This window comes from Vibrio plantisponsor (assembly GCF_013041605.1).
Taxonomy (GTDB): Bacteria; Pseudomonadota; Gammaproteobacteria; order Enterobacterales; family Vibrionaceae; genus Vibrio; species Vibrio plantisponsor.
Genome location: NZ_JABEQC010000013.1, coordinates 67,798 through 80,504, shown reverse-complemented (window position 1 = coordinate 80,504; position 12,707 = coordinate 67,798). Strand labels below are relative to the sequence as shown.

Sequence of the window (12,707 nt, the reverse complement as noted above, 5' to 3'; positions counted from 1 at the left end):
TATGTTTGAAGTAACCCCTTTGTTGGAAGTAACGAAACTTAACGTACGGTTAGGTGAGTTAGTTTTAGCAAAAGATATCAGTTTTAAGCTTCAACCGGGGCAGGTCAACGTTATTCTAGGCCCGAACGGAACTGGTAAAAGTACACTACTGAAAACCTTATTTGGTGATATCAAAACCGAAAGTGGCGAGATTCAGTACGGCAAAGATGTTCTTTCTAAAAAGTCTCTTGGTGCTTGGCGTACTAAGTTTGGTTATATGCCGCAAGATATTCACCTTGATGTGAATATGACTGTCATCGAAGTCGTTCTGCTGGGCAGACTTGATGCTCTTAGTATGCGTATTGAAACCAAAATGTTGGAAGAGGCGTTAGGCATTTTGCAGAGCATTGGTTTACAACACCTTGCTAATAGAGATGTGAGAACATTGAGTGGTGGACAGTGTCAGATGATATTGTTTGCGCAAGCATTGATGCGTAGCCCTGAAATTCTAATGCTCGATGAGCCTGTCAGCGCATTGGATTTACACTATCAACATGTCTTGCTCAACCATCTGGTCACACAAACCAAACAGCAAAACTACACCACATTAATGGTGTTGCATGACCTTAACTTGGCAGCTCAATACGCCGATAATCTTCTGATATTAAAGCAGGGTGAGTTAAGAGCGTTTGGTAGCCCGCAAGAGCTGTTAACTAGCGAGCTGATCCATGAGCTTTATCATGTGGAAGCTGACGTTCTTACCGATGAAAATGGAACGCCATTTGTTCGCACTCGCAGACCCAGCGCGGCGTAACGTTGTTCATTGCATATGAAATTTATAGGTCAGAGTAAAAAGCTCTGGCCTGTTTGTATCAACATTCTATCGCCAATCATCTATTCTCTCATAGTTAAATTTGATATCTAAAACAGTAAAATTAATTATAAATGGAATCGAAATCATTTTAATCGACGTTGAAGTATTAAACTAAAATATTATTATATCTTTTAGTTGATTTTTAATTTCATTATCTACCTCTAGTTCTTTAGTTTAATTTCCATTGAATTTTAAAAAATCAATCGATCCAAACACACTTCTTGATTTATTTAATGTCAATATTGTATCTATATAACTCTGTGATAGTAACCAATTGATATAGGTATAGTTTTTGTTTTTTATCCCTTGTCATATATTGCAAATAATTGAAGTGCTTCTGAAATAAATTTTTATTAACTACTATATGGCTAATTTTGAATGTATTTATATCGCACATATTATTTAAGTTAGTGTCGTATATATGCAATTTGAAATGACTAATACCGAAATTAATTCGAAGTTTACTCATCGAGAGCCTAGCGGAAAATCAAAGCAAGAGTTGCAGCAAGAGCTGGGCGCATTTAGTGAACTATTGTCTTCAATAGCGAAGAGAAGAAATATGAATTTAGCTTCGTTTATACATTGGATTAAACCAGCGATATTGCATGACCAATACAAATTTATTGAAAGCAAAGGTGAGATAGAGCCTATCGGTTACATTATTTGGGGGTGGGTTAATCACGAAACACTCGAAAAATATATGTTTGAAGATAGATTTGTAATTCAACCAATGAATTGGAATGAAGGCAATAACTTAATCATAGTCGACTACTGTTTAAAAGATGGGGTTGATATTAGATCGTTTACTAAACAGATGTATAGAGATGCATACAGAACATTGGGAATAACAAGTCGTAAAGTCAATGTTTGTATAAGAGATGGCTCTGGGACTGTCTTAAAAAATAATTGGAGTAGAGTTTATGCTAGATAAAACTCCAGAACAAATTTTAGATAATACCTATTTACCATATTTGGCATTTGAAAAATTTAAAACATATAAGCTAAGAAATGCAGAAGTTGCATGGGTTAATGAAAAGCTAATTAAATCATATGGTGTTGAAGGATCCTTAGATGAACTTAAGCAGCATATGTTAAATGAGTACGCATTTGTTTCATCAGGCTATACAACAGACCGAAAGTTAAATGCGAAACGTAAGAAATACTTCTTTGCAGATCGTTATGGTTCAAGGCATGAAGTTTGTCACGGCGGGAGTGGGCGTTGTGGCTTTGATGGGAAATTTCAGGTCAAAGGAATTGGTATTACCCCTCTACTTGCACAAAATATGAGTCAATCTCATAAACATGGGAAAATGTTTATAGATGAAGCGATATTGGAAGCGATTTGGGGTGAAGTTTGCCACAAACATCTGCCATTAGGTGGAGTCAGAACGTTAGCAATAATTAAAACGAATGTTGAAGAGCCGTTTGTCTATTTGGGTGGTAGTCCTTTAACGCCTTGTGCGCTAGCGGTACGGGAGTTTGCCGTTAGACCTGCTCATTTTGAACGATGTACGTTTTTTTGGCCTTCAAGAAAGCATTTACATTTAAGAGATAATGATGCGGATAGAGTGACAGAATGTACAAATTATTTTGTTAATGCTGTCGCTCTAAAACAGAGTGAGTTGGAAGGCAATAGTGTTTTGTATGTTGCACTAAAGAAACTGGTATCAGTTATTGCTTTGCAAATGGCTTGTTCAAGAATTAAAGGAATTCCTCATGGTTCGTTGACCAGTTCAAATATTAGTATTGATGGGAGGTTCTTAGATTTTGGCACAATCACTGCTGTACCTGACTTTGGTAATTACAGGCTGGCACAAGGTGTTGGTGCTGTTTGGGATGATCATCAGTTAGTAAAGGAATGGTTAAGAAACTTAGCTTCTACACTAAGTCATTATTCTTCATATGGTGAAAAGCTATCGACTAAAGACATTGATAATCTACTTGAATATTTTTATATAGAACTTGATAGGCAGGAAAATATATCACTTCTTAATGAGCTTAGGGTTAATAGAATTGACAACAAAACTTTGGTAGTTGCGGGGAAAATAAAAAATAAATTATTACGAAAACCTAGAGAGTCAATTCATGAATTTAAAAACATTGACTTCATAACTGAAGTTGTCCATTTGGCTAAGTTCGAAGGATTAGAAATCGGTAATGTGAATTTTTTACTGAGAAATAGAAAATATTCATCGTTTGATATCTTGAGTAAAGAGCGAGGGTTAAAAGGTGATTATTCAAATGATTCTATATCTTCGTTGATCAATAGTTATGTATGAGGGGCCTCAATGATTAAACTAATAGAACTTATTTTAATTGTATCAGCCACAATTTCCTTAATAACAACGATAGTATTACTTATTGTATATAAACTGAAGAAAGACAATGAATATTCAGGTCAATTACCTAAGGTTACAGTATTCGTTCCATTTTATAATGAAAACACACACGTGTTGCGGCGAGTCATAAGCTGCATTGAAAGCCAAGATTATCCAAACGAAATACAGGTTTTATTAATAGATGACGGTTCGACTAACTCAACGTTAGAAGACATTGAAGGTTGGATAAGTGTACCGCATAAGTATCAATACGAAATCGTAAAACGAACAATTAATCAGGGTAGGAAAGGTTATGCATTAGATCATGCATTACAACTTGGGATCGCCACTGGTGAAGTCTACATCGTAGTGGACAGTGATACCTTTATACAGCCAAACGGAATAATAGAACTCGTCCAAAAATTGTGGTCGCATGACAAATACGCGGCAGTATGTGGCTACATTACGCCTTCTAATTATAAAAGTAGTTTTGTTGGGCTATTGCAGCATTACGAGCACATTAGTTTTTATGGGGCTATACGCACAGCACAAGACAAATTAGGTTTTGTTCCCGTAATGGCTGGCGCTTTCGTTGCTCATCGAGCATCAGTTGTGAAAGAGTTAGGAGGTTGGAGTGAATGGTTAGTTGAAGATATTGCATGGTGCTGGAAAGCTATCTCTAATCAATACAAAACAGGTTACGCACCTAAGGCAAAAGCTAAAACGCAATGTCCGTTAGATACGAAAAGTCTATTTAAACAAAGAAGAAGGTGGGCCAGGGGGCGTGTCGAGGCTTATAAAATCGCATGGAAAACACATTGGTTTGCTGGCTTATGCTCAACACCGTGGTTTTTTGTTACGGCTACTCAATATATATTTCCATCAACGTTTATTCTGTTAACAGTGTTAGCTGTATTTAATATATGGATCCCAATTGTATTAGCATCACTCAATTTCGTTATTTATTTTTATTTAGTATTGTCATATATCAATGATTACGACTTAAAGAATGATATTTCTTTAACTCAAATGTTTAAAGCCCCGGTTTTCAAAATACTACTTGAATGTATCACCTGGCTTCCGAACCTATTTGGTTATATTGATGAATTGTCAGGAAAAAAGAAAATATGGTTGACCCGTTAGAGTTTGGGTTAATTACGTATGAGCGCAGTACTTTTTTACTGCATTAATAAAAGGAAATTGTTATGTATAACTTAACTTAAGATGAAGTTTTATTGGTTGATGGCGGTGGTGATGGTGGTAGAGGTAGTCGCAGTAGTAAAGGCAGCACCGGTTGTTATATTTCTAGTGTTGCTGCAGTTTATTCATCATTCTTAGGTCTTGTTGCTGCTGGACTTGGTTGGGCTAACGCTGCTCATCAGTGTGGTGTAATTGGTAATAGTAATAATTCTAATAATGGAGCGAATAGTAGCAGTAATTGCCATAGTAATAACAGTTGCAATACCAATGGTAATAGCTGCAATACTAATTAAATTTTTAGCCTCTCTAGAATAGATTTTTTTGGAGAGGTGATAAATTTTTTGAGGTGGGACATTATTTTGGATAGGTTTGAAGAACATTTTGAAGATGTAAAAGTTATTAGTAAATCTCGTGTCAAAGTATATTCTAAGTCAATTTATGGCTCTGTTGTTATAACTGATATTGGTGGGGTTTGGTGTGTGGAAAGGAAGAGTTATATAGATTTATCTTTATTTTTATGATGATTTACTTTTCGTTTTTTATAGGCGATACAACATTTTTTTGCGCTATTTATCTTCTGTGTATTTGGCGTTTCTGTTGTTAAAAGTTATAATTTTTGAAATAAGATCAACTTATGTATTTTATATATTAAGAAACACATCCCATTAATTCGTTGTATGTGGTTATATTTGTTAATGGTTTTATGTGCTTTAATTTAAATTAAAGAATGATGTTTTTTATTTCATTGTTATTCGCTACTGTCATTTCTCTATCCTGATTAATTATCAGGAAAAGGAAAGTATGGTTGATCCTTTAGAATTTTGGTTAATTACTTATGAGCGCAGTACTCTTTTACTGCATTAATAAAAGGAAATTGTTATGTATAACTTAACTGAAGATGAAGTTTTATTGGTTGATGGCGGTGGTGATGGTGGTAGAGGTAGATCTTCGGGACGCTCTTCTAATGGATATCCGGTTTCAAGAATTGCAATGATAGACCAAGCTAGAAGGTCGACACTTGAACAAAAACAAAATTTACTAGGGATCAGCGGTAGTGTAATTGGAGTTGTAGGTACCTGTAATCCAGCTAGCTTTTCTACGGGATTTGGAGCGGCTGCATGTGTATCTTCGGCAATCGGATTAGCTCAGGGGTTTGCAGGTATGGCTGGTGGTAGAGGTCTATAGAGAGGATGGTAGTCCGCGTTAGTGCGGACTATTAACTAATAGTTGAGGAAATGAAATGATAAATATTGAAGATATTTTTAAAAAAGACGGGGTTTTATATAGGAATGGAAAATATTTCATTTTTCATAAGACTATGTGGGGACGAGTGATGGTAGAGAAATATTCTTCTGGTTATAAATGCAAGCCGGAACTATATCCTCACTATATTTCTATTTTTCTTTCTTCGTTGTTTATTTTCATAAAACCAGCCGGTACATTCATTTTTTACTTATCTACTTTCATGTTGATTTTTGGTCTAGTTGCAGTTGTTAAAACGCTAAAAAGAAAAAAATACGTAGAATCTGTCATTAATGAAAATATGTGATGTCAGGTGAAAGTAATGTTATACATGAATGAGAAGTTGATGGTTACTTGGTATAGGTGTTCAAACCGATGAGTTATCTACTACTCTGTGTTAAGGGTAATTGTAGTCATTTAGCCTCTATTGTTTAGATAGTACTGCCGTTAATTATAAGTTTTCACTTGTGTTGGTCTATTAAATTGATTTGGCGTTTAGCCTCAGGTAACTGAGGCTAAAAAGGAGGCTCTATGATAATTGCTTTTTTTTCTTCCCTTATAGGGACATTTCTTCTCTATTATGTATTAGGTGTATCTTTTCCATCAGGAGTAAGAGGATTTCTTTCAATAGTAATTTTTTTAATTATAGGGGTAAATGTTTTCTTTAAATTTATTGTAAATGTTACAAAAGGTAGTGAGTAACATTCAATCCGCATGTTTAGTTATATTAAAGTTGGTTCTGGTTGTTTTTTTGTTAATGGTTTAATTTTTTATTATATGGAAATCTGATGTTTTAATTTTATTTGCCAAAGAGCGCCATACTCTTTTACTGTATTAATAAAAGGAAGTTGTTATGTATAACTTAACTGAAAATGAAGTTTTATTGGTTGATGGCGGTGGTGATGGTGGACGCGGTGGATCTTCAAGCCAGCGTTCTAGTGGATATCCTGCATCAAAAGGCACTTATAATCGTCCTGGTTATGGACCCCTGAGCCCTAACTGTGTAGGTAATACTCTTGCCGGTGCTATTGGTGGTTATATGACTGGAGGACCTTTAGGTGGGTTTGTTGGAGGCACTGTGGGGTCATATTCTGGTGGTTGTTTTAACGGTAGAGGTGGTTATTAATTTCGCTTGAGAGGTGTTAATTTTTAACACCTCATTTTCAATAGGAGGAAATATGAGTAATAATTTTGATGTTAAATATAAAAATGCAAAAAATGAACTCAAATCTAAAGGAATTAAAGTTGTTGTTTATGTGGAGCTATTAAATAAGTTTGGTTTAAAGATCAAACCTTTCCATTATGATGGTTTTATGTGTAATGTGGTAAAGATATATCCAGCATGGTTGTTTATTTTTTATGTTTTTTCTCTCATTAATTCTAATAATTATTATTTGTATGAGTTATTTTTCTATCCTCTTGTATGTTCAATTATATTGTCTTTTTTCTACTTTTATCAGAGGGTGTCAAAAAATATAAAAAAATGGGAAGATTTATAGCTATCGATTTCTTAACATTTAGATGTATATCGTATTTGTATCAATTAATTGGTTTGGTTTTTAAGGTTAATACTTAGTGAGTTAAATGATAAAAAAAAATCTATATCGTACTGGTTACTTTGAATCTCAAAAAATGGATGGCGAGGGGCGAATTTTACTTAAAGCCTCATTTAATCAAAATGTTTACTTGTGCCTTTCTGTCATTCTTCTGTTGTTAGTTATTATTTTTGTTAGTTTTTCAGAGTATACCCGAAGGGAAACATTGGTTGGAATTGTCAGTCCTCTAGGTGGAACAGTTAAAGTCCAAGCGAACGATACCGGTTATGTGGAAAAGCTATTTGTTAAAGAAGGGGACAAAATAGAAGCATTGACCCCTCTTTATGAAATAAAAACCGAGCGTTTTGATGAATCCGGAACGGGTGTAAAGCAGAGGATATTGGTATCGATTGAATCTCAATATCAGCTTTTGCTGGAAAGGCGACAACAAGAATCAGATAAAGCAGACTTAGAGCGAAAAGCTTTAATAGAAGATATTGCCAGATTGGATTCTGAAATTCGTATATTAAAAAATGTATTGAAGTTCTCTAACCAAGAATTGCTGTTGACTAGGCAACTCGTCGATAAGCAGAAATCGCTATTAAACAATAATTATTTGTCAGAGCTTGAATATCAGAAGCAGCAGTTGGAGTTACTTTCTAAACAAACTCAATCTGAGAACAATCATTTAAATTTAAAAAGGCTATTAAGAGAAAAGGAAAATCAAGCGACTCGGCTCGTCAATTTAGATATCGATTTAGCGATAGTTTTGAAAGAGTTAGATAGACAACTTGAGGAAAAAATCCAAAGTAAAGCTGAGTTTTTGTACCAGAGTGACAGCCTGGTTGTCTCTCCTATTAACGGTATCGTTGCATCGATCTTGGTAGATGAAGGCCACGCGGTAACGAATGCGCAACCACTACTCATCATCGTGCCAGAGAGCGAACAAGCGTTTGTTGAACTGTACGCTCCTAGCCGTAGCATCGGTTTTATCGAAGTCGGTCAAACTGTAAGGCTGAGGTTTGATGCATTCCCTTATGAAAAGTTTGGCGTTCAGACAGGGGTGGTTAGCAGCGTCTCAAAATCAGCGGTTGCCCCTGAAATGATTGCGAACAGTAATCTAATTAAAAAGAAAAAGTTAGAAGGGATATATCAAGTAAAAGTGGAGCTTACGAAGCCTACGATAACGGTTTATGGGCATGAAGAACATTTGGTAACAGGCATGACAGTTGTGGCTGATGTTGAGTTAGATACTCGTCAAGTTTATGAGTGGATATTGGAGCCTCTATATACAATAAAAGGGAAGATCTAAAACGTGGAAATGAAGAGTCAGTTAGATTGGGGGTGGGGTAAGAAGCTCGCTTTAGTGCGTCAGACAGAAAATGCTGAGTGTGGTGTGGCTTGTTTGGCAATGATTGCTAATTGGCATGGTCACAAAATTAGTTTAAGACACTTAAGAGCAAAGTTTGGAATTACGCAGCATGGCATGTCTTTCTCAAGACTTATTGAATGTTCAGAGCTATTAAATTTGTCAGGTAGACCTGTAAGGCTTGAGCTTGAGGAGTTAGATCAGTTGAGAACTCCCTGTATCCTTCATTGGAACCTAAATCACTTTGTTGTTCTCAAAGCGGTTAAACGAAACAAAGTTGTTATTCATGATCCTGCAAATGGAGTCGTCACTTTGAGTTTGTCTGAGGTGAACAAGCATTTTACAGGAATAGCACTTGAGTTGTCTCCCACACATGATTTTATAAAACGCGACGAGAAAGAGCAGACGAAACTCTCAGAGTTGATTGGTAAGACGATTGGTTTAAAAACGTCTTTAATTAGAATTTTTACATTCGCATTGGTGCTGGAAGCACTAGCCTTGCTACTGCCAATGTTGAATCAGATAGTAATTGACGAAGTTTTAGTTGGTTATGATGACAATTTATTAGTGTTGATTATCTTCGCTATTTTGCTTATTACGGCGGCACAAACATTGATCAGCTTAGCCAAAGAGTGGGCGACGATCACTTTGTCGGTTAATTTTAATATGCAATGGACTGCCAATATTTTCCATCATTTATTCCGTTTACCTATCGAGTGGTTCGAGAAAAGAGATATCGGGAGTATCAGTGCTAAGTTTGAAGCGATTAACGTTATCCAGCAAACATTAACAACAAGTGCAATACAAGCCCTAATCGACTTGGTTTTGGTCATTGGCACGTTATCCGTAATGCTACTGTATAGCCCGGTCCTTTCAGCAGTTGCTGTCGTTGCTGCTGTGTTATATGTGGTATTGCGCTTTTTATGGTTTGGAGCGTTTAAACGTGCTGAGGAAAACACTTGGGAAGCGAATACGCAGGAAGAGAGCTATTTCTTGGAAACCGTGAGAGGAGTGTTGAGTTTACGTGTAAATGGGGCTCTTCCATGGCGTGAATCTGCGTGGAGCAATTTAAATATCAACAGGCGAAACGCTGAGCTCAATGAGCTTAAGCTAGGTATGATATACAACACAATAAACGTCATGATTATCAGTTTAGTTTCTGCCGCAGTACTTTGGTTTGGCGCCAATTCCGTGTTAAGTGGACAGTTTACTATTGGTATGTTGATCGCCTTTCTATCTTATCAAGCACGATTTTCCAGCAGTATTAGCTCATTAATCGATAAGTATTTTGAATACAAAATGCTGGCTGTCTATAACGAAAGGCTCGCAGATATCGTGCTGACAGATAAAGAACAGAGTGACGACTTCAGTTTGCAATCTAACAGTAATGTCATAAAAGTTGAAAGTGACATATTAATCGATTTTTCTAATATTACGTTTTCATACGGTCCGTCTGAACCTCTTTTATTAAGTAACGCCTCGTTTCAACTAATGAAAGAAGAAATTGTCGCGTTAGTTGGTCCATCTGGATGTGGAAAGTCAACGATTTCAAAGCTTCTTTTAGGTATTTATAAACCTACGTCAGGTTGTATTCGATTTTTTGGTGACTCGAATCTTTCTATCAAAGATCGTAGGTTACGTATTGGTTCTGTATTGCAAGAAGATCAATTATTTAGTGGTTCAGTTTTTGAGAATATAACGTTATTTACTAACGACATAGACGAAGACTGGGTTGTTGAATGTGCGCAAAAAGTAGGTGTGCATAATGACATTGAGCAGTTGAATATGGGTTATCACACACTCGTTGGTGAGATGGGGGCAAGTTTATCTGGTGGACAAAAACAGCGTATTTTAATCGCTCGAGCTTTGTATAAAAAGCCTCAATTACTGATTTTAGATGAAGCAACGAGCAGTTTAGATATCCAAACAGAATCGTTTGTATGTAATAGCTTCAAAGCTATTGGACTCCCAATTTTAATGATTGCCCATCGCCCGGAAACGATAGCTTCTGCAGATAGAGTATTAATGCTATGTGGGGGCTGTATCACTGAAGTAACAAGTTTTAATCACTCAGCGTTGTAGCTTCAAATCTCTGTTAAGTCTTATTTCGTTTTTAAGAGAATGGTTATAAATTTAAATTTCTCAATGAGTACAAATGTGCCCTTTAAAATAAAACTTCTTTTCATTGTTATATTGCCACCCAAGATACCATTTCCTCAGGTAATGAGAACATTACTATAACTAATCAGACACTTATTTATGATGGAATGATAACTGGTGAAGCGGTTTTACGAGCAATACGGATTGCAAGGAATAATGAAAAACCAATTACAAAATTAATAATAACTAGTCCTGGTGGTGATATAGCAGCTGGAATAGAATTTGGTTATTTCATCAGAGAGCATAATGTGGATGTGGATGTCAGGAAGCTATGTTTTTCAGCTTGCGCCAATTACATTTTACCAGCAGCTAAAAAGTTGTGATTAAGAGAGACTCATTAGTTGGTTGGCATGGTGGGGCTATGCAATAAGATGATCTATGGCGACCTAGTGTACCAAATGAACAGAGAAGAGACAGATCTTTAAATAAAGTACGAATTAGAGAGCAAGCTTTCTACAATTCAATTGGTGTCGATAAACAAATAGCAACTTATGGCCAAACAGCGACCGAAAATTGTTCAAAGCAGCGGTACTCAGAAGGATGGTTTTATTCGAACGACGATATGAATCGTATGGGAATTAAAGATACCATTATTGAAGGTGGAGAGCTGGTGACAAAAATTGAATATGAAGGAGAAGAGATTATTGCTTGCCAGATGCCCCCCTTATTTAACTAACGTTACTAATTAACAGTAAAAGCCAGTACGTGAGGTACTGGCTTTTTAATCTCTGCCTTCTATTACAGCTCAGTAACAAACGTACCTTCAGGTATTACTGGTAGGTAGTTTTTGTAGAAGTCTAGGTATGCTTGATTTGGGTTCAAGTCTGCAAATACTTCTGGGTACATTGCTTTTGCGTAGAACTGAATCATTGCACCATCAAGAATGGTACGACATGCACCGTGGTAAGCTGCGTACATACGGTTGTTTTTAACTGCTGAAATTGAAGACCAGCCCGTACGCTTTTTGAATCCTTCTAAACGTTCTTTCGCTACCGACTCTTCTACACCTTGGCCCATTACCATTGCATCGCTGCCGCCATTTTCATAGCCAGTCATAACGATCACATCTGGGTTTGCTGCAATGATTTGCTCAGGGTTTAGTTTGCCCCACCATTCAACATAAGGTGCAGAAATGTTGTCGCCACCGGCTACAGTAGAGATAGCACCCCACATGTTTTTACCGAAGGTGTAGCCGATTTCGTTTACGCCTGAAGCGCCGAATTCAGTGTAAACTTTTGGCTTTGGAAGGTTCGCTTTTTCTAAACGCGCAGTGATCATTTCGATGTTCTGCTTGTACTCTTTAGCGATTTTCGCTGCACGTTCTTCTTGACCTGTGATCACACCGATTAGCTCGGTACTTTTAATGTGACGTTCTAAAGTTTGAGCGTTGTAATCCACCACTACAATGGGAATACCCGCGCCTTCAAGGCGTTGGATATCACTACCCAAGGCTTTATATTGCCAGTCAGCCAGCATGATGAGATCCGGATTAAGGCTGATGACTTTTTCTACAGAGAAAGTGTTGGTATCAACGCGGCCAATAGCGGCAATCTCGTCTAGAGAAGGGCGATGCTTAACGTTCATTTCCCAGTTTGCTGAGCGCGCTTGCCAAATGTATTTAGACATACCTACAACGTTGTCATACGCAGCTTCCGTACCAATTGCCATGTAATCTTCTGGATAGAAGCCGACGACAACGCGTTTTGCAGGCGCATCGAAAGTAACTTCACGATCAAGCACGTCCGTAATAGTTGTCGTTTGTGCAAAGCTGTAAGAAGCAAACAGCAAAGTAGAAAGGCTAATCAGTTTCTGAATCATTTATTGGAACCTACTTTTGTCCTTGTTGAAAAGATAGTGATGAAACGAATTCGCATACACTGCGAAGGGCATGATTATATTGTCAAAGAAAATGCATATGCAAACTATTATCATTTAATTTTAGAAAAAGAGTTGTCGCAATAATTGACTCATTGCGTATGCAAGTTTAAAAATCAGTTGATTACGTTCAATGTTGTGTTTCTCATACGCAT

General features: G+C 36.7%; 12 protein-coding genes. 11 read left to right on the top strand and 1 reads right to left on the bottom strand.

Annotated elements, in window-relative coordinates:
- Window position 1 precedes the first annotated feature (1 nt).
- The 11 genes from HKI82_RS16980 to HKI82_RS16930 all read left to right on the top strand — a co-directional run bounded on the left by HKI82_RS16980 (window position 2) and on the right by HKI82_RS16930 (window position 11,000).
- Entirely contained in the window at window positions 2-793 is a 792-nt protein-coding gene (locus tag HKI82_RS16980; protein ID WP_240956747.1) for an ABC transporter ATP-binding protein, read from the top strand.
- 493 nt (window positions 794-1,286) lie between these two features.
- Window positions 1,287-1,784 carry a toxin-activating lysine-acyltransferase gene (locus HKI82_RS16975; protein WP_171138663.1) on the top strand — a complete coding sequence of 166 codons (498 nt, stop codon included), beginning with the start codon at window positions 1,287-1,289 and terminating at the stop codon, window positions 1,782-1,784.
- Entirely contained in the window at window positions 1,774-3,132 is a 1,359-nt protein-coding gene (locus tag HKI82_RS16970; protein ID WP_171138662.1) for a protein adenylyltransferase SelO family protein, read from the top strand. The genes HKI82_RS16975 and HKI82_RS16970 overlap by 11 nt, the downstream gene beginning before the upstream one ends.
- 9 nt (window positions 3,133-3,141) lie before the next feature.
- Complete coding sequence (locus tag HKI82_RS16965; RefSeq protein ID WP_102942387.1) at window positions 3,142-4,314, top strand: glycosyltransferase family 2 protein; 1,173 nt, start codon at window positions 3,142-3,144, stop codon at window positions 4,312-4,314.
- Window positions 4,315-5,250: 936 nt separating this feature from the next.
- Complete coding sequence (locus tag HKI82_RS16960; protein WP_171138661.1) at window positions 5,251-5,556, top strand: hypothetical protein; 306 nt, start codon at window positions 5,251-5,253, stop codon at window positions 5,554-5,556.
- 55 nt (window positions 5,557-5,611) lie between these two features.
- The gene (locus tag HKI82_RS16955) at window positions 5,612-5,920 is read left to right on the top strand and encodes a hypothetical protein (protein ID WP_102942389.1); all 309 of its coding nucleotides are present in this window, start codon (window positions 5,612-5,614) and stop codon (window positions 5,918-5,920) included.
- A gap of 546 nt (window positions 5,921-6,466) precedes the next feature.
- Window positions 6,467-6,739 (top strand): hypothetical protein, encoded by a 273-nt coding sequence (locus tag HKI82_RS16950; RefSeq protein WP_102942390.1) that lies wholly within the window; start codon window positions 6,467-6,469, stop codon window positions 6,737-6,739.
- A gap of 52 nt (window positions 6,740-6,791) precedes the next feature.
- The gene (locus HKI82_RS16945) at window positions 6,792-7,112 is read left to right on the top strand and encodes a DUF6404 family protein (protein WP_102942391.1); all 321 of its coding nucleotides are present in this window, start codon (window positions 6,792-6,794) and stop codon (window positions 7,110-7,112) included.
- 85 nt (window positions 7,113-7,197) lie between these two features.
- Window positions 7,198-8,460 (top strand): beta-barrel domain-containing protein, encoded by a 1,263-nt coding sequence (locus tag HKI82_RS16940; RefSeq protein WP_171138660.1) that lies wholly within the window; start codon window positions 7,198-7,200, stop codon window positions 8,458-8,460.
- A gap of 9 nt (window positions 8,461-8,469) precedes the next feature.
- Entirely contained in the window at window positions 8,470-10,599 is a 2,130-nt protein-coding gene (locus HKI82_RS16935) for a peptidase domain-containing ABC transporter (protein ID WP_206361951.1), read from the top strand.
- A gap of 185 nt (window positions 10,600-10,784) precedes the next feature.
- Window positions 10,785-11,000, top strand: coding sequence for a S49 family peptidase domain-containing protein (locus HKI82_RS16930; RefSeq protein WP_102942394.1), 216 nt, complete (start codon window positions 10,785-10,787; stop codon window positions 10,998-11,000).
- Window positions 11,001-11,415: 415 nt separating this feature from the next.
- On the opposite strand, the gene HKI82_RS16925 is transcribed toward HKI82_RS16930, so the two are convergent.
- Entirely contained in the window at window positions 11,416-12,495 is a 1,080-nt protein-coding gene (locus tag HKI82_RS16925; RefSeq protein WP_171138658.1) for an ABC transporter substrate-binding protein, read from the bottom strand.
- Between the last annotated feature and the right edge of the window lie 212 nt (window positions 12,496-12,707).

Excerpts from the sequence above, each read along its gene's own strand:
- HKI82_RS16980 (WP_240956747.1), top strand. The coding sequence starts at position 2 with ATGTTTGAAGTAACCCCTTTGTTGGAAGTAACGAAACTTAACGTACGG.
- HKI82_RS16975 (WP_171138663.1), top strand. The coding sequence starts at position 1,287 with ATGACTAATACCGAAATTAATTCGAAGTTTACTCATCGAGAGCCTAGC.
- HKI82_RS16970 (WP_171138662.1), top strand. The coding sequence starts at position 1,774 with ATGCTAGATAAAACTCCAGAACAAATTTTAGATAATACCTATTTACCA.
- HKI82_RS16965 (WP_102942387.1), top strand. The coding sequence starts at position 3,142 with ATGATTAAACTAATAGAACTTATTTTAATTGTATCAGCCACAATTTCC.
- HKI82_RS16960 (WP_171138661.1), top strand. The coding sequence starts at position 5,251 with ATGTATAACTTAACTGAAGATGAAGTTTTATTGGTTGATGGCGGTGGT.
- HKI82_RS16955 (WP_102942389.1), top strand. The coding sequence starts at position 5,612 with ATGATAAATATTGAAGATATTTTTAAAAAAGACGGGGTTTTATATAGG.
- HKI82_RS16950 (WP_102942390.1), top strand. The coding sequence starts at position 6,467 with ATGTATAACTTAACTGAAAATGAAGTTTTATTGGTTGATGGCGGTGGT.
- HKI82_RS16945 (WP_102942391.1), top strand. The coding sequence starts at position 6,792 with ATGAGTAATAATTTTGATGTTAAATATAAAAATGCAAAAAATGAACTC.
- HKI82_RS16940 (WP_171138660.1), top strand. The coding sequence starts at position 7,198 with ATGATAAAAAAAAATCTATATCGTACTGGTTACTTTGAATCTCAAAAA.
- HKI82_RS16935 (WP_206361951.1), top strand. The coding sequence starts at position 8,470 with ATGAAGAGTCAGTTAGATTGGGGGTGGGGTAAGAAGCTCGCTTTAGTG.
- HKI82_RS16930 (WP_102942394.1), top strand. The coding sequence starts at position 10,785 with ATGATAACTGGTGAAGCGGTTTTACGAGCAATACGGATTGCAAGGAAT.
- HKI82_RS16925 (WP_171138658.1), bottom strand. The coding sequence starts at position 12,495 with ATGATTCAGAAACTGATTAGCCTTTCTACTTTGCTGTTTGCTTCTTAC.